The organism is Caproicibacterium sp. NSD3 (assembly GCF_053613275.1).
The window spans coordinates 319,405-343,456 of sequence record NZ_CM132119.1; the positions used below are offsets into that span (position 1 = coordinate 319,405).

Consider the following 24,052-nt stretch of genomic DNA (forward strand, 5'->3'; position numbering starts at 1 on the left):
TTAGCCGGATATTCCTGATATCCTGAAAATCTCGTGAAAAAAGGGTGGAAGTTGAGTATACCGGGTAAACATCTTTATAATGGACAAGAGGAATGCTTCCTGTGAAAAATTTCGCGAAAGCAATGACGTTGACCAAAAGAAATTTGGTCTGTATAATGATATGGAAGAATTGGAAGCTGCAAAGCGGCAGGAATATTGCCTAAGTTGACAACGATAGGAGTTTTTGTGATGATAAAATCAAAGAAAGCAGGATTTACCAGCTTCTTTTTGGCAGCTGTCCTGATTTTTGGACTGCGTATCGCTATTTTTTTGCAGAAGGGGACTGCCGGAACCCTGTTTTTTTCTGATGGAGGAATCTTTTCTCTGCTCACAATGATTTGCCTTTTTGTTGGGACTGTTTTAATTTTTGCCCTTTTTCGTGGGACCAAGAGAGAAATCTGGCGTGCCGAACGCAGCGTTTTGCAGGCGGTGGTCGCTGTTTTATGCGGTGCTTGCCTGATTATTCAGTCTATTTATGCGGCTGTCGGTTCTTTTACGATAGAGACAATCCTCCTCTTGATTTTGGGAATTGCAGCCGGACTTTCGCTGGTAGTCCTTGGCTGTGCAAGTGGTGCCGGGCAGAATTTTTATGAAGATCATCCTTATCTGGCATTATTGCCATGCCTTTGGTGTGCAGCAGTACTGATTGTTCAGTTCCGTAAAAATTCCGCGCAGATTCTTTTACCGGAAAGCCTCTTTTTAACGATTGCATTTTGCTTTTTTCTGTATTTCTTTTTTGAACAGGCAAAAATTCTTTGTGGAATCGGAGCACCGTCTCTTCCTACGTTTTATCGTGCGGGACTTGCAGCGGCACTTTTTGGGTTCTCCGCTTCTTTGCCGGAACTTTGTGCAATGCTGTTTTCCTGTAATCCTACTGGGGAAACCTTGCCCGGTATGCATGGGCTATTGTTCCCGATGTCTCTGTATGTGATTGTGATTCTGAAAACTTTAAAAACGACGCCGATTTCTTCTTATGAAACCGTTCTTGATTTTTTGCAGAAGGAATATGAAGCAAAACCGAATTTTTTATTCAAAAGCGGGAATCATTAAATGCGTAAATAAACATTGATAATTTTTAGACAATGTGCTGATTCCACCGTAAATACTTGTAAATTACCAAAAAATGCGATACACTAATGGCAGAAATTAATTCGGGAGGTAAATCCAATGATTAAAATCGGTATCAATGGTTTTGGCCGCATCGGTCGTCTTGTTTTTAGAGCTGCGGTTGCACAGCCGGACAAATTTGAGGTCGTGGGGATTAACGATCCTTTTATGGAGCCGAACTACATGGTATATAACGTAAAGTATGATACCATGCATGGCCGCTTCCATGGTGACATCTGTGATGATGGGGACAAGCTTATTGTCAATGGAAAGAAGATTGCTGTTTTTGCAGAAAAAGATCCGGCAGATATTCCGTGGGGAAAAATTGGCGCTGAATATGTGGTAGAGTCTACCGGCGTTTTTGCAACCACTGAAAAGGCTTCCGCACATCTGAAAGGCGGTGCAAAGAAGGTTGTTATTTCTGCTCCTGCAAAGGACAAGGATACCCCAACTTTCGTTTGCGGCGTAAACCTGGAGACCTACACTTCCGATATGAATGTAGTATCCAATGCTTCCTGCACGACAAACTGCTTAGCTCCGCTCACCAAAGTAATCAACGATAACTTTGGAATTGTTGAAGGCCTGATGACAACGGTGCATTCCACTACAGCAACCCAGAAAACCGTTGATGGACCTTCTAAAAAAGACTGGCGCGGTGGCCGTGCGGCTTCCGGTAACATCATTCCTTCCTCCACTGGTGCTGCTAAAGCATGTGCTTTGGTTATCCCGGATGTTAAAGGAAAGTTGACCGGTATGTCCATGCGTGTTCCGACTTTGGACGGTTCTGTAGTTGACCTGACTTGCCGCCTTGCAAAATCCACTACTTATGATGAGATCTGCAAGACTGTAAAAGAAGCTTCCGAAGGACAAATGAAGGGAATTTTGGCTTATACCGAAGATCCAATTGTTTCCTCCGATATTTTGGGCGATCCGCATACCTCCATTTTTGATGCCGGTGCCGGGATTATGCTGAATGATCATTTCGTCAAATTGATTTCCTGGTATGATAATGAATGGGGCTATAGCAACAAGGTTCTTATGCTGATTGAGCATATGAGCAAAGTTGACCATGCCTGATAATGGCTTTTTTATCGTATAACAAATAATCGACACCCCTTATTAGAGTATTTTTTATGCTTTAATAAGGGGTGCTTTTTTATTTTATTGAAGCCGCATGTTTATTCCTCTGGTTTATAAAAATAAAGCCGTCATCTTTTAAGAAGGTGACGGCTTAAAGAAGGTTAAGTATGATGTATGTCCGCGCTGTTTTTAGAAGGAATGAATGAGCTTTGGAATTTGATCGGTTAGTGCGTTGATGGTCATATAGACTGCGAAAAGATAGCAGACGGTCATGGAAATCTGCAATACTCTTGGTGCTTTATAGCCATTGAACAGTTCCTTTTTCCACAGAATCAAAACCATGAAAAGTCCAGCGACAGGCGTTGCAATCGAGGTTGCAACATTTGCGATAAAGATCAGCTGTGTTGGAGATCCGCCGTATGAAAAGCAAATCACAGATGCGACGGCAAGGCATACAAAGCAGGGTACTTTGACAGCCTTAGAATCCAACGCGGTTTCCTTGTTGACACCAGCATTGAACAGAACAACACCGCGCTGAGTGTTTCCCAGTAAGGAAGAGAAGCCGGCTCCGATAATGGCAACGCCCATAATAATGGGAGCGGCATTGCCAAGGAATGGGCGAAGCAGATCCCCGAGTTGTGCAGGAGCTTTAATGGTTATGCCATTCGGATTCAGAACAATGGCACCGACCAAAACAATGGAACCAGAGATCAGGACGACGGTTGTAATGTGGAAAATCGCATCTGTGCGCATTGCACCATTAAAAAGGTCCTCTTTTTTCCAGTTCTTTTCAAAGCCGAGATAAGTGCCGTAAATACCCGCTGTGACGGCGGCGTTAGTGCTGATGTAGCCGAGCGCTGTAGCAAAGGAGTTATCCGCGAACTTCCAGTTGGTCAAGCCTTGGCCGAATGCGCCCCAATTCGGGCCGCCGGTCGCCACCAGTGTTGCAAAGAAGGAAATGATCATTCCAATAATGCAGATCAGAATTCCCTTTTCAACTTTGCCGTAGACACCCTTGGATAGGTAGCAGAATGCAAGCACAGCGAGCATAATAAGCGCACCGATTCTCCAGTCAAAACCGAAGATCAGGGTCATGCCTGCACCGGTACCTGTAATGTTGCCAAGTGTAAAGAAGAAGCAGGCGAGAAAAAGTGCTGTGCCGCAAAACGCGGCAGCGACACGGCCAAAATAATGGTCAATTGCGTGAATGACGGGCATTCCGGTCATAGTGGAAATTCGATACGATGCCATGGTGAAAGTGATGCCCATAACGATGACGGGGATCAGCAGCCACATCATTGTGTATCCGTAGTTTGCACCCAGCATGGCGGAGGTGGTAATATTTCCGGGACCGATGACAATGCCGGTTGCGATGATTCCGGGACCGACCTTTTTGAGCATTTCTAGGAAGGAGAGCTTTTTGACCGATTTAGGGTCAAAGCCAAGCCGCTCGGGCACTGGTTTGCTCATATCTACTTTTTCGTAAGCCATAGTGCACTCCTCTTTCTTGTTTGTTGAGAAAAGGGGCAGAAAAACAGGCGCGCATGAAAATAAATATGTTCTGATATATGCCTGCCTTTTCATTGCCAATTTTACTTGTTTTTAGAACCGCGCATATCCGATTTTAACTGCAGACTGCGCAGTACAACCATATTATTTATATTGCTCCATGTCAACCTTTGGCAGATCGCTGAGCTTCAGGCCATTCGCAACCCAGTCAATCTGATTCTGATCCAGAGGAAGAACCGGCTTTCTCATAAGTGCAGACGTAAAGATACCGCGCTGTTTGAGTGCTTCTTTGAGTCTTGCATGTGCTTCGCCGGAAGGTTGGCCGCCGCCATAAATTGCTTGGCTGATCGGATAAATACGGTTGGATGCGTCTTGTGCTTCCTTGAGTGTATGCTTCTGGGGATTCTTGAAAACATCCCATGCTTCGGTGATCAGTTCAGGCACGCAGCCTGCAAAGCCAATCAGTGCGCCGTCCATGCCGGGGAACCAACTGACACACAAGGTTTCGTCGTGGCAAGTGATCAAGGAAATGTCCGGGCACTGTTTGCGCAATTCGCGAACATCGTGCTCGTAAATGGAGGTAACACGTGTGCCCATCTTGATGCACTTTACATGCTCAATTTCCTTGCACATTTTGATTAGAGTTTCTACCGGGTAGAACGCCTTGGAGGTGGCAGGATACAGATGAATAATAATATCAATGTCTGCGCCCTCAGCAACATCTTTGACGTATTCAAACGGAGCGTTGGGGTTCATTCCAAAACGCAGCCACATGTGAGGGGGCATCAGCAAAATGCCGTCCGCGCCAGCATCTTTTGCATCCTTTGCCATCTCAATGGTTTCTGCCGTGTTTTCGCAGTTGACACCAGAAATGATCGTCATTTTATCTCCGCACTCCTCGGCGCAGATTTCAACGACTCTTTTTCTCTCGGCTCTGGTCAGTCCGGTGACTTCGCCGGTATGTCCGTTGCAGACAATTCCCTGAATCCCTTTGTCATAGAAGCTCTTGATCCACCGAAGGTATACGCGGAATTCTTCTTCATTGATGGAGTAGTCATCATTTAGGGGAACAGAGACCGCCGGGAAGATCGTTTTGAAAGTTTTTACCTTAGCCATTTGAATAATCTCCTTATCATATTGTTTTGAATTGGTTATGCAATCGATTGCACCTCTTTAATTATTTTGTACCACAAGGGAATCTTGTCGTCAATCATTTTACTTTCTTCTGCAAGTTATTGCATATTACATGCAAATATTTGTATAAATTATCTATTTACAACAAATAAGTGTAAACTATTTAGTGATAATTATAATGAAAGGCCAAAAAGAGTGATAGACGGAAAATTTCGAAAGATTAATTTCATGCAAACGATTGCATATAGACAACTATTTGCTATAATATTGGTGTCAGTTAAAGAAATTGGAGGTTTCATCAAAGGAGTTGTGAATATGGCTACCTTAAAGGATGTTGCAAAACTTGCAAACGTGGATGTCAGCACGGTGTCCCGTGCACTGAACAACACCTCCTATGTGCATCCGGATACTCGGGCGCGCATTATAAAAGCGGTGGAGGAGCTTAGCTATCAGCCCAACATTCTTGCGCGCGGTTTGCGGCAGGGAAAACGGAATACGATTGCGGTCATTGTCCCCAAGTTGTCCTTTTCAATTTTTGAGGAGTTGACTGCCGGAATTCAGGATGAAGCTCAAAAGCGTGGCTATTCGACGATTTTATGCAATACCGATGACGATAAGATCACGGAAAAAGAATGTCTGAACCGCCTGAGAAACACTTTGGTCGATGGAATGATTATTGCGGGTACCGGGTACAACAAACGGTTGGTTCGGGATATGAGTGTTGATGGGATGCCGATTGTTCAAGTAATTCGGCAGCTGGACCCAAATCTTTGCAGTGTTACAGTTGACAACGTCAGTGTTGGTTATCAAGCGGTTCAACATTTGATTAGCAAGGGCTGCCGGAATATTGGTTTGATTAATGGCTCTATGCAAATTTCGCCTTATGCTGAACGTTACGAAGGTTACAGTAAGGCCATCCGCGAAAATAAACTAAAAGAGATCACAGTGGAGCTTCCTTCTAAGAACCGTGGTGCGATCTACGGGTATGATTGCACGGAGCGTTTGCTCGATCAAAATGCAAAACTGGATGCCATTCTTGCGGCAACAGATGCTCAGGGGATGGGGGTTCTGCGTGCGCTAAAGGAAAACGGTCTTCGAGTGCCGCAAGACATTCGGGTCGTCAGTATGACTGGATACAGGATAGGTGAAATGCTGGAAACGACCTTGACTTCTATGGAGCTTCCGGGCTTTGAAATCGGTGTCAGCGCTGCAAATATGGCGATTACTGCGATTGAGGCGGACAAATCTCAGCCGATTGCTGTTCGGCATGTCAGCTTTTCAGCGATGCTGACACAGAGGGAGTCAACTATGTAAGCAGCTTCAACTTTTTTGAAAAAAGGCGTGCCAAAATCGCTGTATATTAAAGATAACAAATACATTATAAAAAAGGGATATCATCTACAAATAGGTGATATCCCTTTTTAGTTTTAGGACATGGCCAACCTGACAGTATGACGCTGTGATACTGCCTTTGATTTGAATAAATTATAAAAAAACTTGCAAATTTCTTAATTTTAGAAAGAATTTTTTTAAAAAATTTGGATTTTATATGGCTCTGCTATAGCTATTAATATTAAATAATAGCATTAAATTAACGATAAAATTGGGGAAAAAAGAATAAAATCGCTAGAAATTATTAACATGTTAAAAATATAATAACACATTACATAATTATGTGAACGTAGGGTGTAAATCATGAATGAAGTGTAAATTATTTTTGAGATAAATAAGAGAAAAAATATCTTTCAAAAATTGACTGTGATATACTGAACTTACAAATAGCACAAGAAAGGAAAAATTGCTAATTTTGAGCAATCAAATCCTTTCCAAATCTATGTTACCCGTTAGGTATACTGGGCACCCAAAATAGAAAAGGAGGAAATTTATGAAAAAGACTCAGAAATCATTATCCCTGCTTATGGCATTTGCCATGTTACTCTCTGCTACTAGTTGTGGCACGAATCCCAGCACTTCATCAGCATCCTCTACTGCTTCTCAGGGCGGCAGCGCTTCCTACACATCTTTGGATGATTTTAAGCTGTTTGATGCCGATAAACAAATGATTCGTACCGGACGAAATGATACAGGCGAAAAAGGTGTCGTTTCTACCGGCAAGTATGAAGCTTCCAAAATTGGCCGCCAGGTTATGGAAGAGGGCGGCAACGCAGTTGACGCTGCAGTCGCAGCGGCCTTTACTCTCGGTTTGGTTGAACCCAATTCCTCCGGCCTCGGCGGTGGCGGTTTCATGACCATTCATCTGGCTGATGGGACCAACCACTTTGTCGATTTCCGTGAAGTTGCTCCTAGCGCCGCTACTCCTGCAATGTGGGAAGTAGGCCAAGACGGCAAAGTGAAAGACAACGCCAATATGGTCGGCGGCAAGTCGACTGGTGTTCCCGGCGAAGTTGCCGGTATGCTGTATGCTTTGGACAAATACGGAACTAAGAATCGTAAAGATGTTATTCAGCCTGTTATCGATTTGGCTAATAAGGGCTTTACCGTAACCCCCACCCTGGCCGATGATATGACGAACTGTTATGAAAACATGCAGAAGTTTCCAGAGTTTGGAAAATTGTTCCTTGGCGAAAATGGTATGCCCTATGAGGTTGGACAGAACCTTGTAAATAAAGATTACGCCAAGTCTTTACAGATTATTTCCGACAAGGGGACCGATGGATTCTACAAGGGAGAAATTGCCCAGAAGATGGTCGAGATGAACAACAAGTATAATGGCTTGCTCTCCATGGATGATCTGGCTAACTATAAAGTAAAAGATGTTGATCCTGTTGAGGGAACCTACCGCGGCTACAAGGTCATTTCTTCTCCGGCTCCATCCTCTGGAGGAACCATTATTATTGAGATCCTCAACATCCTCGAGAATTTTGATTTGCCCAAAATGCAGGCAAACTCCGCTGACGAGCTCCATTTGTTCTCTGAAGCTTTCAAGCTTGCTTATGCAGACCGCGCTAAGTATATGGGCGATCCGAAATATGTCGATGTTCCGCTGAAGGGCCTTATGAGCAAAGAGTTTGCAAAGACACGCGCTCAGCTCATCGATACCAAGAAGTCCGCTGCGACCGTCGATGCCGGCGATCCCTTCGCTTATGAACATCAGGAAACGACTCATTTTTCCATTGCCGATAAAGCAGGCAACATGGTTTCTGTTACCCAAACAGTAAACGGCTATTTTGGCTCCAGTGTATGTGTTGATGGCTATGGCTTTATGCTTAACAACGAGATGGGTGATTTTTCCCCCGATGCCAAGAGCCCGAACTGCATCGCCGGCGGCAAATGCCCACTGTCCTCTATGAGCCCAACTGTTGTTCTGAAGGAAGACGGAACCCCTCTGATGGTTCTTGGCGCTCCTGGCGGCACAACCATCATCTCCACCGTTGCACAGACAATTTCTAAGGTGGTTGACCATGGCATGGGCATGCAGGAAGCTGTTGATGCACCTCGTATCAGCGGTTACAGCAACAACACAAATAGTTATGAAACCCGCATCAGCTCCGATGTAGTCGACGCTCTCACTAAACTTGGTCATACTATGAAAGCGTCAGAAGAGTGGAACCGCGGCATGGGTGCTGTTCAGGCTGTTTTGTACAAGAATGACGGTACTCTTGAAGGTGCGGCTGATCCTAGACGTGACGGTAAAGCTTTAGGATTTTAAGCACTCTGATCTTAATTAGGTTTCCTGTAAAAAGGAAAAATTTCCGGCACTTTTCGGCATTTAGTAAAATTTCAGGAGGAAAACAATTATGAAACTCAAAAAAGGTTTAGCGTTTGCGGCAGCTCTAATGATGACCGTCTCTATGGCGGCTTGCGGGGAGTCTGGTGGCACGTCCTCTGCGGCGCAGAGTGCGGCACATTCCACTGCTACTTCCGGCACTACTTCATCATCTGCTGCTTCCGGCGCTGCTTCTGCCAGCGTGCAAGGATTAAAGCAGCCCATCGCGGAGCAGCCGATCCTGCTGACTTCCGTTGGACAGAGCGCTGATGTAGAAATGGTCAAAACCTTATTTAAAAAGATTAACATGGACCCCACGACCGACCATTTAGCCACTGCGGATTCGATTGGAAATGCCAAGACACTGGTTCTGGCGATCGGCGGTTCCTCCAAAGGTCTCGGTGCTGCTGGTATTGATGCAGATCAGGAATTAGCCCGAGTTGCAAAACTGGTCGACGCTGCGAAAGCTAAGGGATTGAAGATTATTGCTATGCATACCGGCGGTCAAACCCGCCGCGGCGAATTGTCCGACAAGTTTATTAAACCCGCTTTTGACAAAGCCGACTATGCGATTGTAGTAGCTGACGGAGATAAAGACGGGCTCATGAAAGGCCTGGCGGCTTCCGAATCCATTCCGATGGATACGGTTGATAAAATAACGGATGTTCCAGATGTTCTTAAAACTGCTTTTAAGTAAAACTTCTTCTTATATCTTCTCACTATATCCCTAGCATGAAAATCTGCCACTGCGTCAGATAAATGAACGGCGGCAGATTTTCTTATTAAAGGAGGTTTTTGCATGTGCATTGAATTAATTATTTTCATCGCCATGGTCGTCGTGTTCGCCGGCGGTTGCTTTTGGCTAAAGCTGCCGGTGAGTATCTCAATGGTGATTTCTGCCATTGTAGGTGCTTTGATCGGCGGCCAAGGAATTCCACTTCGCCACTTGGTTGAAGGGACATTCTCTTATGTAGATACGATTCTAGTAATTGCCTGCGCCATGATCTTTATGAAAGTCCTGCAGGAAAACGGTTCCCTTGACGCACTGTCCTGTATGATCGTGGAGCGTTTCCACAAAGTTCCGGCACTACTTTTGTGCCTTATTATGTTGGTTATCATGTTCCCTGGTATGATTACAGGTTCTTCCACTGCGGCAGTTCTCTCTGCCGGTTCCATTATGATGCCGGTTCTGATTCTGATGGGAATTCCAAAACTGGAGACCGGTTGTATCATTGCCATGGGGGGAATCCTAGGAATGATCGCCCCTCCGGTCAATATTCCGGCTATGCTGATTGGCGGAGGCGTCGACATCCCCTATGTAGGCTTTGAAGGCCCGCTGGCACTGCTTACTTTTCCGCTGGCGTTCTTGTTTGTACTGATGTTTGGCTTCAAATATGTTAAGCATCTGGACTATGAGGCAATTCGGCAGCGGATGAATACCGAATCCCGTGAGAAATATGGATTCCGAAATTATATTCCGATTCTAGTTTGTGTATTCCTCATGATTCTGAACAAAGCCGTCCCTGCTATCCCGGATTTGGGGATGCCTTTGGTCTTTCTTATCAGTGCTATTGTGGGTCTGTTTACCGGTAAGAAGGTTCCCGTACTTAAGACCGCCAAAGAAGCTGTTAACACGGTTCTTCCCGTGCTTGGCATTCTGATGGGCGTAGGAATGTTCATTCAGATCATGACTCTCACCGGCGTGCGCGGTTTCATCGTGAACGTCTGCCTAAGCATTCCGGACGCATGGCGTTATTTGGCCATGGCGATCTCTATCCCGTTGTTTGGCGCGGTATCTTCTTATGGTGCATCTTCTGTTTTGGGCGTTCCATTTTTGCTGGCATTTTTGGCGAAAAACCAGGTTATCACCGCGGCGGCCATCTCTCTTATTGCCTCTTTGGGAGATATGATGCCTCCTACTGCGCTGGCTGGTATTTTTGCGGCGCAGGTTGTTGGTATTGAGAAGTATACGGACATCCTCAAAAAATGCCTCATTCCCTCTATCATTATGATCGTTTGGGCAGTCGTTATCATTATATTTTCTCCACAACTGGCGAAGATTATATAAGGAAGGATCTGAAGCGATATGATAATTACACTGATCTACCGTGCAATCGTAGCACTTGTTCTAATTTTTACGATTTGGAATCTGTTCACGGAAAAGAAGGTTGCGCTCCAGGCAAACGCTGCTCTTGTGGTGATTCCGCTAATCTTACGTTTTCTGATGATTAAATAAGAAAGGAGAATTCGACTTTATGGGTAAGAAGAATGTTATTTCAGCGACTATCTGTCTCGTGGCAGCGCTTACAATTGCGGCTGTAACCGGTAAAAACTTCATGGATATTAAAGCACCGGATACGCTGCATCCCAGCGCCAACGTCACAGAGACCAAAATGCTGAGTGACTACTTTGGAGATTTGAAAGGTACCTATGCAGATACGCCGATTTATGTGTTCAAGGGTTCTAAACCCGGCGGTTCTATGCTGCTTCTGGGCGGTACTCATCCGAACGAACCTGCCGGCTATTTAGCGGCTGTGACGTTTCTGGAAAATGCCAAAGTGGATCAAGGTACCGTTTATGTGATTCCCAGAGCCTGCAACAGTGGCTTTACAAACAATGATGCCCAGGAGGCTTCTCCACAGTATTTGCACTTTATAAATAAAAATGGACAGGAACGTCAGTTCCGTTATGGATCTCGTGCGGCAAACCCAGTCGACCAGTGGCCAGATCCGGATGTGTATATCCATGCGGGCTCCGGCCAGCAACTGTCCGGTTCCGAGACTCGAAACCTGAACCGCTGTTACCCCGGCAGACCCGACGGTAATTTAATGGAAAAGACTGCTTATGCCATTGTACAGCTGATCAAAAAAGAGGGCGTCAACCTGACATTTGATTTGCATGAGTCATCTCCAGAATACCCGGTTAATGATGCGACGGTTGCCCACGAAAAGTCCATGGACTTCGCTGCAGAGGGTATGTTGGAATTGGAAATGGAAGGCATCACTATGAGCTTGGAGCCTTCACCTACTAACTTACATGGCTTGAGTCATCGGGAACTTGGTGACTATACAGATACCTATCCAATTCTGATGGAAGCTCCGAATGCTTCTCAGGGCCGTTTGCGCGGTGCTACCAATGAAGAAATGGCTTTGACCGGCAAGGATAAATTTTATGTCAGTGCTGCAAAGTTAGGGTTTGTCTATGTTCCCTATGATGAAACAGGCCATCCGATTGAAGAACGCGTCGGTCGTCATCTGCAGGGAATCATTGAATATACAAAAGCGTTTAGCTCTATCCACAGCGACAAGGTAGTCAGCTTTGAAAATGTTCCCGGATATGAGGAAATGTTTACTGATGCTGACCCCTCTCAACTGGGTGGTCCCCATTTAGGTTCCTTCTTAAACTGAGTACAACTTTATTCTTTTTCATCCTTACTGTACCGGTGTGAATCCAGGGTTTTAAAATCCGGGAGCACACCGGTTTTTTAAAGGAAAATAAATACTTTCTTGCTACTTATTGGATGACGTACTATAATGTAATATAAATAGTTAATAAATAGCTTTCATTTTGCAAAAGCATTCGGAATCTCCATTAAGAAATCATCAAATGGAGGCGAGATCACAGTGGCTCCAAATTTTCTCCTGCGCAAAGGTAGCATTTTACTGTGCTTTTTGCTATGCTTGATCTTGACCGGGGTACCGGGTGATTCTGCTCCTTTTTCAACGATCTCTAGAAGTCTGTTGGCTCAAGGGACAGACATGGAAACCGAACTGATAGCCCTTAAAGGCAGCAGTCCCGGCCCCAGTTTGGTGGTAGTTGGAGGACTCCACGGCGACGAGACCGCCGGTTGGGAAGCCGCCGATCGGCTAAAACATACAGCTCGGATTAAAGCTGGTACGCTGTACATTTTGTCACCCGCCAACGTTTACGGTGCCAAACATGATGTTCGCTATACGGCGGAAAATTGGGATCTGAACCGCTTGTTTCCCGGTAACCAGGAGGGAGATCCCAGCGAGCGACTGGCGGCGCAACTGTGGGAGCTGATCCAGCGGGAACAGCCTGTACTGGTGGTGGATCTCCATGAGGCTTTGCCTAAGAAAGAAAATTGGGATTATCTGGGAAGTTCCATTATTGTTACGAAAATGGATGGTATCGAAGATTTAGTGGACGCAATTTTGTCCGATACCGCTGCCGGAACCTTGTGCTCCGAACCTTATAACTTTTACGGGCCCGGTATGCCTGGGAGCATCAACCGGACCGTTACCGAAAAGCTGAATATTCCGGCTCTGACGATAGAAACCTTCCGAGGGTATCCTCTCGAGCGTCGGGTAGGAGATCACTTGGCCCTGATCCATTTCATTCTGAACTGGTATGGAATGGAGGAAAAGGAGGTACCGCGATGACGAAGTCTATCGGGGTAATTTTGATTTTGGCAGCTGTATTTTTCGGTTACTTAATCTGGGAAAATCGACGGGCTATAAAAGACCGCCGTGCCATAAAGCATGTAGTCTATGTGAACGGAACCCGTGGAAAATCCAGTACGACTCGTCTGATTGACGGCGGTTTGCGGGGCGCAGGACTGCAGGTGCTTTGCAAAACGACCGGAACCTTACCCATGACAATTAATACGGATGGGGTGGAGCAACTGATTCACCGCCGGGGGGCAGCTAATATTCGGGAACAACTGCAGATTTTACATAAGGCGGCTAAGGAGCACGCTGATGTGCTTGTGATCGAATGTATGGCGGTGAACACAGCGTACCAGAATATTTCCCAGCACCGAATGGTGCGGGCAGACATCGGTGTTATCACGAATGTGCGGTTGGATCACACGGATGTGATGGGAGAAGCGTTGCCGGAGATTGCCGAGGCATTGTCTAATACGATTCCTAAGGCTGGTATTTTGTTTACTGCCGAGCAGGAACAATTCGATGTGCTGGCCAAAAATGCACAAGCCCTTGGAACAAGAATTTTTCAAGTTTTACCGGAAGAATCTTTGGCAACGATTGATTGGCCGGACAATGTGGCTTTAGCTTTGGCAGTCTGTGACCAATTGGGTGTAAGCCGGGAAACAGCCCTCTTTGGCATGAATACTTTTTATCAAAGGGATCCTTATGCCTTGTCTTTCTATCGGATCGGCAAAGGAACTCTCTTTATCAATGGGCTTTCTATTAATGACGCACAGTCCACACTAAAAGTCTTTGGGACTCTGCAGAAAAAGTTGGGGTTCGAGAAAGGAAAGCTTATTTTGCTTCTAAACAGTCGGGCAGATAGGGCTTCCCGTACGATCCAGATGGCGGAGTTGGTGCGTGATTTGGCACCGGATTCCTTATGGCTTTTAGGATCCGGGCGAAAGCTTTTAAATCATATTCTGCCTCGGCGCATTTCGAAAGACCGGATGCCGGAGGTACATCTTTATGCCAGCGCCGCAAAGATTGACTTTTCTGTTCTGCAACCTAAAGATATAGTTTTTGCGGCAGGTAACATTGCAATGGAAGGCAAAAAACTAATGGATCGAATTCGTGAGGAGGGAACCCCTGATGTATTATGATATTGTGGTTCTTGGAGTGATCATCGGTGTCCTTTTTTCCGAACTGACCCAATTGTCTCCAGCAGGTCTGGTGGTACCCGGCTATATCGCCCTCAACCTAAAATCACCGGAGCGCATTTTCTACACACTGCTGATTGCGCTGCTCACCTGGGGGATCGTAAAGCTGATGGGCAACGTAATGATCCTTTATGGGCGTAGGAGCTTTGCCGCCTCTATTCTGGTGGCTTTTCTGATTGACTGGCTGGTAACAATAAGCGGTCTGTTTTTGGGACACCCTAACATGATCGGCTGTCTGGTAGCGGGAATCATGGCACGGGAATTCGAACGTCAGGGCTTTTCAAAATCCATTTTGTCTCTTGGCATTGTGGTGGCTATTTTGGCACTCATCATGCTCCTGATTGGCCACCCGGCGTTGGGCCTGTAGGGGGGTGCGCCATGAAGCAAAAGCTGACACGGCGGGAAATTCCCCTTGCCTTTCTGTTCCTTGCTCTTTGCCTGGCGGTTTGGGGTATCAGCGTCGGCGGAAAGTCGGTGAAAACTTCGGATTACGAAGTTAGGCTGGCGGCTGCTCGACGCATGCAAGCCTGTATGGATGCGGTGAAAAGCTATAAGCAGGAGCGGAACATTCCCTTGAACCCTGAGGATGTTTTCGGAACCGGTATGCTGGGGGAAGAATACAACGGGATCACCACCACCTTAGGGGACTTGCAAGCGAAACGCACCACTGCAAACAGTGATATGGCTGCTCTATGTGTAGCGCTTTTAGAAAAGTCTGGAGTTAAGCAAGGTGATACGGTAGGAGTAGGGGTCTCCGGTTCTTTCCCTTCCATGAATCTGGCAGTGCTTTGTGCCTGTGAGGAGATGAAGGTTAAGGCTTTGACGATTCCCTCCGTAGGAGCTTCTACTTACGGGGCTAATAACCCAGAGCTGACTTTTCCGGCCATGTTAAAACTGTTGGCTAAGGATGGACTGCTGACGGACAACGTACTGAGGGTGACACTGGGCGGCGACAGCGACTGCGGTCTTAGCATGGACCCAAAGCTGAGAGATCAGGTGGAGCAGAATCTCAAAAATTCGGGGATCACTCTGTGGAAGGAACCCGATTTTCAGAAAAATCTTCAAGAGCGCATGGCTCTCTACGAAGAATATGGCCCCATTTCCTGCTATATCGGGGTAGGAGGCAACATGACTTCCATCGGTGTGAGCGGAAAGAAAATGACTTATGGCGTTACGGGGCCGAAAACGATGTTGGCGCCGGTGACGGAGAAAAGCGGCTTGTTGGATCTTTATCACGATAAAGGACTGCCGGTTATCAATCTACTCGATATTAAAAAGTTATGTACCGATTATGGCCTGCCCTTTGATCCTGCTACACTGCCGGAACCTGGAACCAGCGCGATCTATTATGTTGTCACCTATTCTGTTCCGGCAGTGGTGATAACTCTGCTGGTGGCTTTGGCAATCTTGATTTTATATTGGAGCAGGAGGAAAAAGCGATGAGTAATCTGCAAATTAAGCATATGGATCGGCGCAATCTGGTCATCGGGATTTCTCTTGTTCTGTTGAGCCTTCTGATGCCAAATCTGGTAAATGTGCAAAACTTTCAGATCTACGAAATTCTGTACCAATCCATCGCCACTCAGGAGCGGGTTTATATCATTTATGCGGCACTCAAACTGGTAGCTCTAAACGCTATCCGCTGTATTCCGCATTATGTGGGCGCTTTCTTCATTGGTGAGTCCATAGAGATGAGCTACAAAGGAAAGCCTGTTGCTTTTTTGCGGGCACTTCTGATTTGTACCATTATTCCCATTGTCTATTTTTTAATTGGACAAATTTATCATATTCGATATGACTTTGGGGGACCAGCCCTCATGTTAATTGCCATGCTCGTGATGCTGGAAAAGATCAATTTCAACCTAGTCAACCTTTCCAAAAAGACACTGATGGTAATCCTGATGATTATATCTCTGCAGCTTCTTGACGTAATGCCAGACCTCGATAACTTACCTTTTGGCCGCGGAGAAACTTCCACGGATATCAAAGTTATTTCTCATTTTATGGAGGCAGACACCTATTTGCAATTTGCTGCCACACTGCTGTTTTTCCTACTGTTTTTGGGGTCTATTCTGATGTGCAAGTTGATTCTGGATGAAAATAACCTGCGGCAAATGAATGAGATTAAAGAACAGAATGAGAGGATGCACACGAAGCAGCGATTGCAGGCCATGGAAGAACGTACCCAGCAGGAGCTGCGTCATCTGGTTCACGACCTTAAAACGCCGCTGACTACTGCACAGGCTTTGGTGAGTGTAGTAAAATTAAGCTGTCCACAAAATGACCGAGAACTGGAATACCTAACTCGGGTGGAAGATTCTATGGATCACATGAGTTCTATGATTTCGGAAGTGTTGTATGAAGACCGACGCTCTGTGGTGACTACTGAGCATATCACGCGGGCACTTTTGGCACAAATTTCGAATGCAGAGTATGCGACGTTGGTGCATACCCGCAATTCGGTGCCTGAAATTAAGGTGGAAGTCAACGAGATCCGATTTTTGCGGGCATTAATTAACCTAATAGAAAATTCATACTATGCATTAGAGCCTGACCGAGAAGGAGATATCTGCGTTCTGGTAACGCTAGATGCCGAAAGCCCTAATAGAGACGTATGCTTTCAAGTAAAAGATAACGGAAAGGGAATTCCGGCAGAAATTTTAAATTCCATCTGGGAAGACGGCTTTTCCACCCGGAATTCCCATGGCTTGGGCTTAAGCTTTGTACGCCAAGTAGTAGAACAGAACCATGGAACCATTGAAATGACCAGTGAAGTGGGAAAGGGATCCGTTGCAACCATTCGAATTCCAGAAAGCGAGGAGAATTATGCATAATCCGATCAAAATTCTATCCATCGACGATGAGCCGGATATCCGGTATGCCCTAAAGGCAATTTTTGATTTTGAGGGTTGGGTTGCCTTGATGGCACCGGATGTCCCGGTAGGACTGAAGCTGTTTCAACAGCATCAGCCGGACCTCGTTTTAATTGATTATCACTTGCCCAATGTCAACGGGATTGAAGGAGTGCGCCGTCTGCGGAATCTTTCTGCTACGGTGCCGATCTTGGTTTTCACCATCGACGAAAGCCAAGAAGTGGCGAACCGTTTTCTGGAGGCGGGAGCCACGGACTTTGCCCTTAAGCCTATCAAGGCTCCGGATTTGATCTCTCGTATTCATTTGCATATCCGCTTGTTGGAAAGTCAGAAAAAGCCGGAAACTTTAGAAGAACTGCCTCTTGCAAAAGGGATTGGGCTACCCACTCTCCAGCGAATTATGGAATTTTTCCAGGGGCAGAAAACGTTTCTCACCGTGAATCAAGTTGCGGACAGCACAGGCTTTGCCTACCAGACTACCTACCGCTATTTACAGTACATGGTATCTGTTGACCTAGCAGAGATTTGCAATACTTACGGCAAAATAGGCCGCCCTAAGCAAGGTTACCGGTTAAAAAGCAAAGTCCATAGAGGGAATCATCTGCAGCGTGCAGGAGAGTGCTGATAGGCTAAACGATCTCGTTCTGTAGATAAAACTTTTTATATCGTGATAAACGAAAGCTATCATAGTGTATGGACATTGGCTTTTGTCCGATAGAAGAAAAGCGCATTAGGAAGAAATTATCTTCTTGATGCGCTTTTTATAAATTTAGAAAACCGCGAAAGTTTTACTCAAAGCAGACCAATTTGGACAAGGTTTTTAATTCTGCTCTGTTATTCTTAAAACGCACGCGAAAAATCAAAAAAATCTTTTTTATTTTCTTACAGATTAAAAAAGGAATGATATTTATCAATATGACTAAAAAATCAAAAAATAAGTCCCATTAAAGTCTAGAAGTTTTACAAAATGCTTGAATTTTTTGGGATATGTGATATGATGAGGTTATAAATAATACCTAATAAAAAGGTGGAAAAGAGGTCTGTTAATATGCAAAAAAGCAAAAAAGAAAACAACTTGCCTTTGTATCTTTTTCACCAAGGCACCAATTGCCGTACATATCAGTATCTAGGGGTTCATAAAGAGCTGGAATTGGGAAAAGAAGTAACTCAGTGCCGTGCATGGGCACCAAATGCAAAATCGGTTTCTATGGTAGGCGATTTTAATAATTGGGACCCTCTGGCAGCACCGATGAAAAAGATTAGTGATGGAGTTTGGGAGTGTACGCTTCCGTTTGTCTTACAAAAGTATGAACGGTATAAATTTTGTGTGACAACGGGCGAGGGAGAAGAGCTTTATAAAATCGATCCCTACGCGTTCCATTTTGAGACCCGTCCCGGCACTGCCTGCCGCTATTATGAGCTTTCCGGATATCAATGGCACGATGATGACTGGCAGAAACAAAAGTCCCGTCATCCGCACGATACGGCTCCCGTTAATATTTATGAGGTGCATCTCGGTTCATGGCGCCGCTATCCGGATGGAAATCCATTCAGTTACGAAAAACTTTCGGAAGAATTGATTCCCTATGTCAAAGAGATGGGCTATACGCATATCGAAGTGATGCCTGTAACGGAATATCCATTTGATGGTTCGTGGGGATATCAGGTAACTGGATATTTTGCACCAACTTCCCGATATGGAACGCCGCATCAATTTATGAAATTCGTAGACGATTGCCACAAAGCTGGAATCGGCGTCATCATGGATTGGGTTCCGGCACATTTTCCAAAGGATATAGCAGGACTTGCCCGTTATGATGGTACACCCTGCTATGAGTATAGTGATCCAAGAAAAGGAGAACATAAAGATTGGGGCACGCTGGTCTTTGATTATGGCCGCAGTGAGGTCATGAGCTTTTTGATTTCCAGCGCGGTATTTTGGTTGACAGAGTATCATATCGATGGAATTCGAGTGGATGCAGTTGCTTCTATGCTGTATCTGGATTATAGCCGAAAAGCAGGAGAATGGCTTCCAAATAAGGATGGCGGAAGAGAAAACCTGGAAGCGGTCGCTTTTTTGCAGCGGCTCAATCAAATGGTTTTCAGAGAATGTCCGCAGGCCATGATGATTGCAGAAGAATCGACAGCGTGGCCGCTTGTGAGCAAACCTTCCGAAGTAGGTGGACTGGGATTTAATTACAAGTGGAATATGGGCTGGATGAACGATATGCTGCGCTACATTTCGCTGGATCCCATCTACCGAAAATTTAACCATGACAGTCTGACGTTTTCATTTTTCTATGCGTTTTCGGAGAACTATATTCTGCCGATTTCTCATGATGAAGTCGTCCATGGAAAATGTTCTTTGATCAATAAAATGCCGGGAGACCGACAACAGAAATTTGCAGGCGTGCGGGCATTTATGGCTTATATGATGGCGCATCCGGGCAAAAAGCTTAGTTTTATGGGGAATGAACTCGGCCAGTTTGTCGAATGGAACTACGAAAAGGAACTGGACTGGGGGCTTCTGGAAAATCCGGAGCATCAACAACTGCACCGCTTTTGTCGCGAGCTAAACCTGTTCTATCAGAAAATGTCGCCCCTTTGGGAGATCGATTTCAGTTGGGATGGATTTTCGTGGATCAGCAATGATGACTACACCCAAAGCGTGATTGCTTTTCAGCGCTTTGACAAGAAAAAGAAAAATTTGATCATCGTTTGTAATTTTCTTCCGGTGGATCATCCGGATTATAGGATTGGGGTCCCCGAAAGCGGGATCTATGAGGAAATCTTTTCAACAGACCGCACGGAATATGGCGGCGGCGGCGTGACAAATGGCAGCGGAATCAGAAGCAGTAAGAAATTTTCGATGCATCATCAGGAACAATCAATTTCACTGCATCTTGCACCGTATGCGGTAATCTATCTAAAGCTGAAACGCCACAGTCCCCAAAAGAGAATGTCAACTTTTAAAAAAGGAAAAAAGCAAGAACCGCAAAGTTTAAAAAAGCCCAGCAGAATAACTTCTCAGAAAAGTTCTGCGCGTTTAAAAAGCAGTAAAGAGGTTTGATAGAAGGAGGAATTAACATGTTGCCCAAACAAGAAGTCGTGGCAATGCTTTTGGCTGGAGGTCAGGGAAGTCGCCTCGGTGTTTTGACCAAAAAGCTGGCAAAGCCGGCGGTTCCCTATGGAGGAAAATATCGGATTATTGATTTTCCTCTTTCCAACTGTGTCAATTCAGGAATCGAAACGGTTGGCGTGCTGACTCAGTATCAGCCGTTGATTTTAAATGAATATGTAGGCTCCGGTCAGCCGTGGGATCTCGATCGTATGAATGCCGGGGTTACGGTGCTGCCCCCGTATCAGCGCAGTAAAAAATCAGATTGGTATAAGGGCACTGCCAATGCAATTTATCAGAACATTCCGTATATTGAGCGGTATAATCCGGATTATGTTTTGGTGCTTTCCGGCGACCATATTTATAAAATGGATTATTCTAAAATGATTGCGTATCATAAAAAAATGGAAGCTGCCTGTACGATTGCTGCAATCGAAGTCCCAATGGAGGAGGCTTCTCGCTTTGGAATTCTCAATACCGATGAGGATGGTGTAATCGAAGAATTCGATGAAAAACCGAAAGTTCCGAAAAGCAATCAGGCAAGCATGGGAATCTATGTGTTTACTTGGAGTAAACTGCGGCAGTATTTGGAACAGGACGAGGCGAATCCTAAGAGCAGCAACGATTTTGGACATGATGTGCTGCCGGCGATGCTGAGTGCCGGCGAAAAAATGGTTGCTTATCGCTTTGAAGGATATTGGAAAGATGTTGGTACCATTGAAAGTCTCTGGGAGTCCAATATGGATCTGCTCAATCCTAAAATGCAGATGGACCTTGCGCAGGAGGATTGGAAAATTTATTCCCGAAATCCGGTAATGCCGCCGCATTATATTGCGAAAGGTGCAAGAGTGCAGAATTCTATTGTCGCAGAAGGCGGTAATGTTTATGGTACCGTTGATTTTTCGGTGCTGTTTGCCGGTGTTTATATTGCGCCGGGAGCAGTGGTGCGGGATTCTATCATCATGCCTGGGACTCGTATTGAAGAGAATGCGGTGGTTCAGTATGCGATCGTTTCAGAAAACTCTGTAATCGGAAAAGGCTCTGTTGTTGGAGAACGGCCGGAAGATATGAAAGATAAATCGGCGTGGGGAGTCGCAGTAGTCGGGGATAACTGTACGCTTGCTCCTAATTCGGTCATTCCTCCCAAAGCAATGGTGGATTCAGAAACTTTGGAAGGGGTGGAGACAAAATGAATGGAAATAATGTATTGGGAATTATTTTCTCCAACGTTCATGAGGAAAAGCTGAGAGAGCTGACAGAGATCCGTACGATGGGCAGTGTCCCTTTTGGCGGCAGGTATCGTTTGATCGATTTTGGACTTTCAAATATGGTGAACTCCGGGATCAATAAAGTCGGCGTTATCACGAAAGCAAACTACCAGTCTTTAATGGACCATCTGGGCTCTGGAAAAGCATGGGACCTTTCCAGAAAACGTGAGGGATTGTTTCTTCTGCCGCCGTTTTCTGCAAATTCTTCTCAGTATTCCAGCAGCCGGGTAGAAGCACTTTCTTCCATTCGCCGGTTTCTTCAAAATTCCAAAGAAGAATACGTGGTGTTGATGGATGCGGATTTTGTCTGCAATATTAAATTTTCCGATGTGATGGCAGCCCATCTTGACAAAGAGGCCGATATGACGATCGTTTATCGCTACGGTGAAGTCCCCAGTGGATTGCCGGCGCCGCTGGTCTGCGATGTGGACCCGGATGGTGTGATTCAGGATGTATTGATAGATCCAAAATTGCAGGGAGCCTGCAATTATGCGATCGGCCTGACCATTCTTCGCCGGGAGCTTTTGATGGAACTGGTAGATGACTGTGTCAGCCGGAATCTTTATGATTTTAAACGCGATTTTATTCAGCGCAATGTGCGTCGCCTTCGAGTCTGTGGATATCCGTTTACCGGATATATCCGTCATCTTTGCAGTATCAATGAATATTTCGAAGCCAGTATGTCACTGATGCAGCCGGCGGTCCGTGCGGAACTTTTTAATGCGGAGCGCCCGATTTACACAAAGGTGCGGGATGATATGCCTGCACGGTATGGCCTGGATTGTTCCGTGCAGAACAGTATTGTAGCAGATGGCTGTGTGATTGAGGGAGAAGTTGAAAATTGTATTCTGTTCCGCGGAGTCCATGTGGGAAGAGGCAGCCAGATACATAACTGCGTGATTATGCAGGATACAAAAATTGGGTCTAATTGCCAACTAAATTATGTGATTACCGATAAAGATGTTGTCCTGAAAAATGATCGTTCTCTGCAAGGATATCAGTCTTATCCGATCTTTATCAGTAAGGGCAGTGTTGTCTGATCACTTTTATCTTTTCGTGATACGAAAAAGCGCTGAAAAGTTCCCTCAAAAGGACAGAAGGAGGTTTTTTAGAAGATGAAAGTTCTTTATTGCACCAGCGAGGCGAGACCTTTTGCTGCGACCGGAGGGCTTGCGGATGTAGCGGGCTCTTTGCCACAGGCACTCCGTCAGCGTTTGGTCGGCTGCCGGGTTGTGATGCCTCTCTATGAGGATATTCCCCAGAATCTGCGCGAAGGAATGCGCTTTCTTACCAGCCTTTCGGTGCCGGTTGCGTGGCGCCGCCAATATTGTGGTATCTTTGAGGCACGTTCCGGCGGAGTGATCTATTATTTCATTGATAATCAGTATTATTTCAAGCGCCATGGACTTTATGGACATTATGATGACGCAGAACGGTTTGCATTTTTTTCCCGTGCAATTCTCGAAATGCTGCCGTATATTGATTTTAAACCCGACATTATCCATTGCAATGATTGGCAGACTTCTATGGTGCCTACTTATTACAGCATTTTCTATGCAAATAATGATTGGTATCGCGGAATTAAAACGGTGATTACCATTCACAACATTCTTTATCAGGGAAAATATGGAAAAGAATTGGTAGAAGATGTATTGGGAATTCCAAACAGCGATTTTTCTATCCTGGAATATGATGATTGCGTTAATATGCTCAAAAGTGCCATCGAAACATCCAACCGTGTAACGACGGTCAGCCCGACCTATGCACAGGAGATTTTAGACCCATGGTTTTCCAGTGGACTCGATGGGATTTTGCGGGAGCGGAAGTGGAAGCTTTCCGGAATTTTGAATGGAATTGATACAAATTCCTATAATCCTGCAACTGACCCCGATATTTATCAGAATTATACGGTGGACGATATTCCTAAAAAAGCAGAGAATAAGCGTGCCCTGCAGGAACGTTTAGGACTCATGCAGGACCCGAATGTGCCGATGATCGGGATGGTTACCCGCATGGTAAGTCATAAAGGACTGGATCTTGTAAAAGAAACACTGGACGGAATCATGTGGAAGTCCAATATCCAGTTTGTCATTCTCGGCAACGGTGATTGGGAGTATGAAAACTTTTTCCGTGACATGCAGAATAAGTATCCTGGAAGGCTCTGTGCCTGTATTGGATTTATTCCGGAACTGTCCCGTAAAGTCTATGCCGGAGCAGATCTTTTGCTAATGCCCAGTAAAACAGAGCCCTGCGGCCTTTCACAGATGATTGCACTGCGGTATGGGACGATTCCGATTGTCCGTGAAACAGGCGGGCTCAAAGATTCTGTCCAAGACAGCGGAGACGGCAAAGGCAATGGCTTTACCTTTCAGAATTATCAGAGCGGAGATATGGTCAGTGCAATCAATCGTGCCTTGGAAGGTTACCAGAATCAGGAAGGCTGGCAGCTGCTGGTGGAACGTGCGATGCGCTGTGATATGAGCTGGGGATGTTCTGCAAAAGAATATATCAAGTTGTATCGCGGAATGCTTCAGGAAAAGTAATTTTTGAATCTTTATATAAAAAGCCCGGCTTTCCTTTTTAAGAGAG

At 45.4% G+C, this 24,052-nt stretch carries 21 protein-coding genes; 19 read left to right on the top strand and 2 right to left on the bottom strand.

Features of this window, described 5'->3' with window-relative positions; all coding sequences use genetic code 11:
- The first annotated feature begins 79 nt into the window (after nucleotides 1-79).
- The 3 genes from ACVS9P_RS01500 (at nucleotide 80) to gap (ending at nucleotide 2,223) form a co-directional block, all read left to right on the top strand.
- A complete protein-coding gene (locus ACVS9P_RS01500; protein WP_452103888.1) occupies nucleotides 80-208 on the top strand; it encodes a hypothetical protein in 129 nt (42 codons plus the stop codon).
- Between the two features lie 20 nt (nucleotides 209-228).
- Complete coding sequence (locus ACVS9P_RS01505; RefSeq protein WP_452103889.1) at nucleotides 229-1,089, top strand: hypothetical protein; 861 nt, start codon at nucleotides 229-231, stop codon at nucleotides 1,087-1,089.
- 117 nt (nucleotides 1,090-1,206) lie between these two features.
- Complete coding sequence (gene gap, locus ACVS9P_RS01510; RefSeq protein ID WP_452103890.1) at nucleotides 1,207-2,223, top strand: type I glyceraldehyde-3-phosphate dehydrogenase; 1,017 nt, start codon at nucleotides 1,207-1,209, stop codon at nucleotides 2,221-2,223.
- Nucleotides 2,224-2,415: 192 nt separating this feature from the next.
- On the opposite strand, the gene ACVS9P_RS01515 is transcribed toward gap, so the two are convergent.
- The gene (locus ACVS9P_RS01515) at nucleotides 2,416-3,717 is read right to left on the bottom strand and encodes an Nramp family divalent metal transporter (RefSeq protein WP_452103891.1); all 1,302 of its coding nucleotides are present in this window, start codon (nucleotides 3,715-3,717) and stop codon (nucleotides 2,416-2,418) included.
- Nucleotides 3,718-3,879: 162 nt separating this feature from the next.
- On the bottom strand, nucleotides 3,880-4,851 hold the full coding sequence (locus ACVS9P_RS01520) for a dihydrodipicolinate synthase family protein (protein WP_452103892.1): 972 nt from the start codon (nucleotides 4,849-4,851) through the stop codon (nucleotides 3,880-3,882).
- Nucleotides 4,852-5,184: 333 nt separating this feature from the next.
- Between ACVS9P_RS01520 and ACVS9P_RS01525 the strand changes: the two genes are divergently transcribed.
- The 16 genes from ACVS9P_RS01525 (at nucleotide 5,185) to glgA (ending at nucleotide 24,006) form a co-directional block, all read left to right on the top strand.
- Complete coding sequence (locus ACVS9P_RS01525) at nucleotides 5,185-6,183, top strand: LacI family DNA-binding transcriptional regulator (RefSeq protein WP_452103893.1); 999 nt, start codon at nucleotides 5,185-5,187, stop codon at nucleotides 6,181-6,183.
- Nucleotides 6,184-6,754: 571 nt separating this feature from the next.
- On the top strand, nucleotides 6,755-8,539 hold the full coding sequence (gene ggt / locus ACVS9P_RS01530) for a gamma-glutamyltransferase (RefSeq protein WP_452103894.1): 1,785 nt from the start codon (nucleotides 6,755-6,757) through the stop codon (nucleotides 8,537-8,539).
- A gap of 88 nt (nucleotides 8,540-8,627) precedes the next feature.
- Nucleotides 8,628-9,293 carry a DUF6305 family protein gene (locus ACVS9P_RS01535; protein WP_452103895.1) on the top strand — a complete coding sequence of 222 codons (666 nt, stop codon included), beginning with the start codon at nucleotides 8,628-8,630 and terminating at the stop codon, nucleotides 9,291-9,293.
- Nucleotides 9,294-9,395: 102 nt separating this feature from the next.
- Complete coding sequence (locus tag ACVS9P_RS01540) at nucleotides 9,396-10,664, top strand: TRAP transporter large permease subunit (protein WP_452103896.1); 1,269 nt, start codon at nucleotides 9,396-9,398, stop codon at nucleotides 10,662-10,664.
- Between the two features lie 18 nt (nucleotides 10,665-10,682).
- Complete coding sequence (locus tag ACVS9P_RS01545) at nucleotides 10,683-10,832, top strand: hypothetical protein (protein WP_266162618.1); 150 nt, start codon at nucleotides 10,683-10,685, stop codon at nucleotides 10,830-10,832.
- A gap of 19 nt (nucleotides 10,833-10,851) precedes the next feature.
- Nucleotides 10,852-12,003 carry a succinylglutamate desuccinylase gene (locus ACVS9P_RS01550; protein ID WP_452103897.1) on the top strand — a complete coding sequence of 384 codons (1,152 nt, stop codon included), beginning with the start codon at nucleotides 10,852-10,854 and terminating at the stop codon, nucleotides 12,001-12,003.
- Between the two features lie 351 nt (nucleotides 12,004-12,354).
- On the top strand, nucleotides 12,355-12,999 hold the full coding sequence (locus tag ACVS9P_RS01555; protein WP_452103898.1) for a succinylglutamate desuccinylase/aspartoacylase family protein: 645 nt from the start codon (nucleotides 12,355-12,357) through the stop codon (nucleotides 12,997-12,999).
- A complete protein-coding gene (gene pgsB / locus ACVS9P_RS01560) occupies nucleotides 12,996-14,147 on the top strand; it encodes a poly-gamma-glutamate synthase PgsB (RefSeq protein ID WP_452103899.1) in 1,152 nt (383 codons plus the stop codon). Before ACVS9P_RS01555 ends, pgsB begins: the two co-directional genes overlap by 4 nt.
- Nucleotides 14,137-14,571 carry a poly-gamma-glutamate biosynthesis protein PgsC gene (pgsC, locus tag ACVS9P_RS01565; RefSeq protein ID WP_452103900.1) on the top strand — a complete coding sequence of 145 codons (435 nt, stop codon included), beginning with the start codon at nucleotides 14,137-14,139 and terminating at the stop codon, nucleotides 14,569-14,571. The genes pgsB and pgsC overlap by 11 nt, the downstream gene beginning before the upstream one ends.
- A gap of 11 nt (nucleotides 14,572-14,582) precedes the next feature.
- A complete protein-coding gene (pgsW, locus tag ACVS9P_RS01570; RefSeq protein WP_452103901.1) occupies nucleotides 14,583-15,647 on the top strand; it encodes a poly-gamma-glutamate system protein in 1,065 nt (354 codons plus the stop codon).
- Nucleotides 15,644-17,038 (top strand): sensor histidine kinase, encoded by a 1,395-nt coding sequence (locus ACVS9P_RS01575; protein WP_452103902.1) that lies wholly within the window; start codon nucleotides 15,644-15,646, stop codon nucleotides 17,036-17,038. The genes pgsW and ACVS9P_RS01575 overlap by 4 nt, the downstream gene beginning before the upstream one ends.
- A complete protein-coding gene (locus tag ACVS9P_RS01580; protein WP_452103903.1) occupies nucleotides 17,031-17,702 on the top strand; it encodes a response regulator in 672 nt (223 codons plus the stop codon). Before ACVS9P_RS01575 ends, ACVS9P_RS01580 begins: the two co-directional genes overlap by 8 nt.
- A gap of 423 nt (nucleotides 17,703-18,125) precedes the next feature.
- Nucleotides 18,126-20,147 carry a 1,4-alpha-glucan branching protein GlgB gene (gene glgB, locus ACVS9P_RS01585; RefSeq protein WP_452103904.1) on the top strand — a complete coding sequence of 674 codons (2,022 nt, stop codon included), beginning with the start codon at nucleotides 18,126-18,128 and terminating at the stop codon, nucleotides 20,145-20,147.
- 17 nt (nucleotides 20,148-20,164) lie between these two features.
- Nucleotides 20,165-21,388 (top strand): glucose-1-phosphate adenylyltransferase, encoded by a 1,224-nt coding sequence (locus tag ACVS9P_RS01590; protein WP_452103905.1) that lies wholly within the window; start codon nucleotides 20,165-20,167, stop codon nucleotides 21,386-21,388.
- Entirely contained in the window at nucleotides 21,385-22,503 is a 1,119-nt protein-coding gene (gene glgD / locus ACVS9P_RS01595) for a glucose-1-phosphate adenylyltransferase subunit GlgD (RefSeq protein WP_452103906.1), read from the top strand. Before ACVS9P_RS01590 ends, glgD begins: the two co-directional genes overlap by 4 nt.
- A gap of 75 nt (nucleotides 22,504-22,578) precedes the next feature.
- Nucleotides 22,579-24,006 (top strand): glycogen synthase GlgA, encoded by a 1,428-nt coding sequence (gene glgA / locus ACVS9P_RS01600; protein WP_452103907.1) that lies wholly within the window; start codon nucleotides 22,579-22,581, stop codon nucleotides 24,004-24,006.
- Nucleotides 24,007-24,052 lie beyond the last annotated feature (46 nt).

Coding starts and splice junctions, on each gene's coding strand:
- pgsB (WP_452103899.1), top strand. CDS start 12,996: ATGACGAAGTCTATCGGGGTAATTTTGATTTTGGCAGCTGTATTTTTC.
- ACVS9P_RS01580 (WP_452103903.1), top strand. CDS start 17,031: ATGCATAATCCGATCAAAATTCTATCCATCGACGATGAGCCGGATATC.
- ACVS9P_RS01500 (WP_452103888.1), top strand. CDS start 80: ATGGACAAGAGGAATGCTTCCTGTGAAAAATTTCGCGAAAGCAATGAC.
- ACVS9P_RS01505 (WP_452103889.1), top strand. CDS start 229: ATGATAAAATCAAAGAAAGCAGGATTTACCAGCTTCTTTTTGGCAGCT.
- ACVS9P_RS01515 (WP_452103891.1), bottom strand. CDS start 3,717: ATGGCTTACGAAAAAGTAGATATGAGCAAACCAGTGCCCGAGCGGCTT.
- ACVS9P_RS01520 (WP_452103892.1), bottom strand. CDS start 4,851: ATGGCTAAGGTAAAAACTTTCAAAACGATCTTCCCGGCGGTCTCTGTT.
- glgA (WP_452103907.1), top strand. CDS start 22,579: ATGAAAGTTCTTTATTGCACCAGCGAGGCGAGACCTTTTGCTGCGACC.
- ACVS9P_RS01535 (WP_452103895.1), top strand. CDS start 8,628: ATGAAACTCAAAAAAGGTTTAGCGTTTGCGGCAGCTCTAATGATGACC.
- ACVS9P_RS01575 (WP_452103902.1), top strand. CDS start 15,644: ATGAGTAATCTGCAAATTAAGCATATGGATCGGCGCAATCTGGTCATC.
- ggt (WP_452103894.1), top strand. CDS start 6,755: ATGAAAAAGACTCAGAAATCATTATCCCTGCTTATGGCATTTGCCATG.
- ACVS9P_RS01555 (WP_452103898.1), top strand. CDS start 12,355: ATGGAAACCGAACTGATAGCCCTTAAAGGCAGCAGTCCCGGCCCCAGT.
- ACVS9P_RS01525 (WP_452103893.1), top strand. CDS start 5,185: ATGGCTACCTTAAAGGATGTTGCAAAACTTGCAAACGTGGATGTCAGC.
- ACVS9P_RS01550 (WP_452103897.1), top strand. CDS start 10,852: ATGGGTAAGAAGAATGTTATTTCAGCGACTATCTGTCTCGTGGCAGCG.
- glgD (WP_452103906.1), top strand. CDS start 21,385: ATGAATGGAAATAATGTATTGGGAATTATTTTCTCCAACGTTCATGAG.
- gap (WP_452103890.1), top strand. CDS start 1,207: ATGATTAAAATCGGTATCAATGGTTTTGGCCGCATCGGTCGTCTTGTT.
- pgsW (WP_452103901.1), top strand. CDS start 14,583: ATGAAGCAAAAGCTGACACGGCGGGAAATTCCCCTTGCCTTTCTGTTC.
- ACVS9P_RS01545 (WP_266162618.1), top strand. CDS start 10,683: ATGATAATTACACTGATCTACCGTGCAATCGTAGCACTTGTTCTAATT.
- ACVS9P_RS01540 (WP_452103896.1), top strand. CDS start 9,396: ATGTGCATTGAATTAATTATTTTCATCGCCATGGTCGTCGTGTTCGCC.
- glgB (WP_452103904.1), top strand. CDS start 18,126: ATGCAAAAAAGCAAAAAAGAAAACAACTTGCCTTTGTATCTTTTTCAC.
- pgsC (WP_452103900.1), top strand. CDS start 14,137: ATGTATTATGATATTGTGGTTCTTGGAGTGATCATCGGTGTCCTTTTT.
- ACVS9P_RS01590 (WP_452103905.1), top strand. CDS start 20,165: ATGTTGCCCAAACAAGAAGTCGTGGCAATGCTTTTGGCTGGAGGTCAG.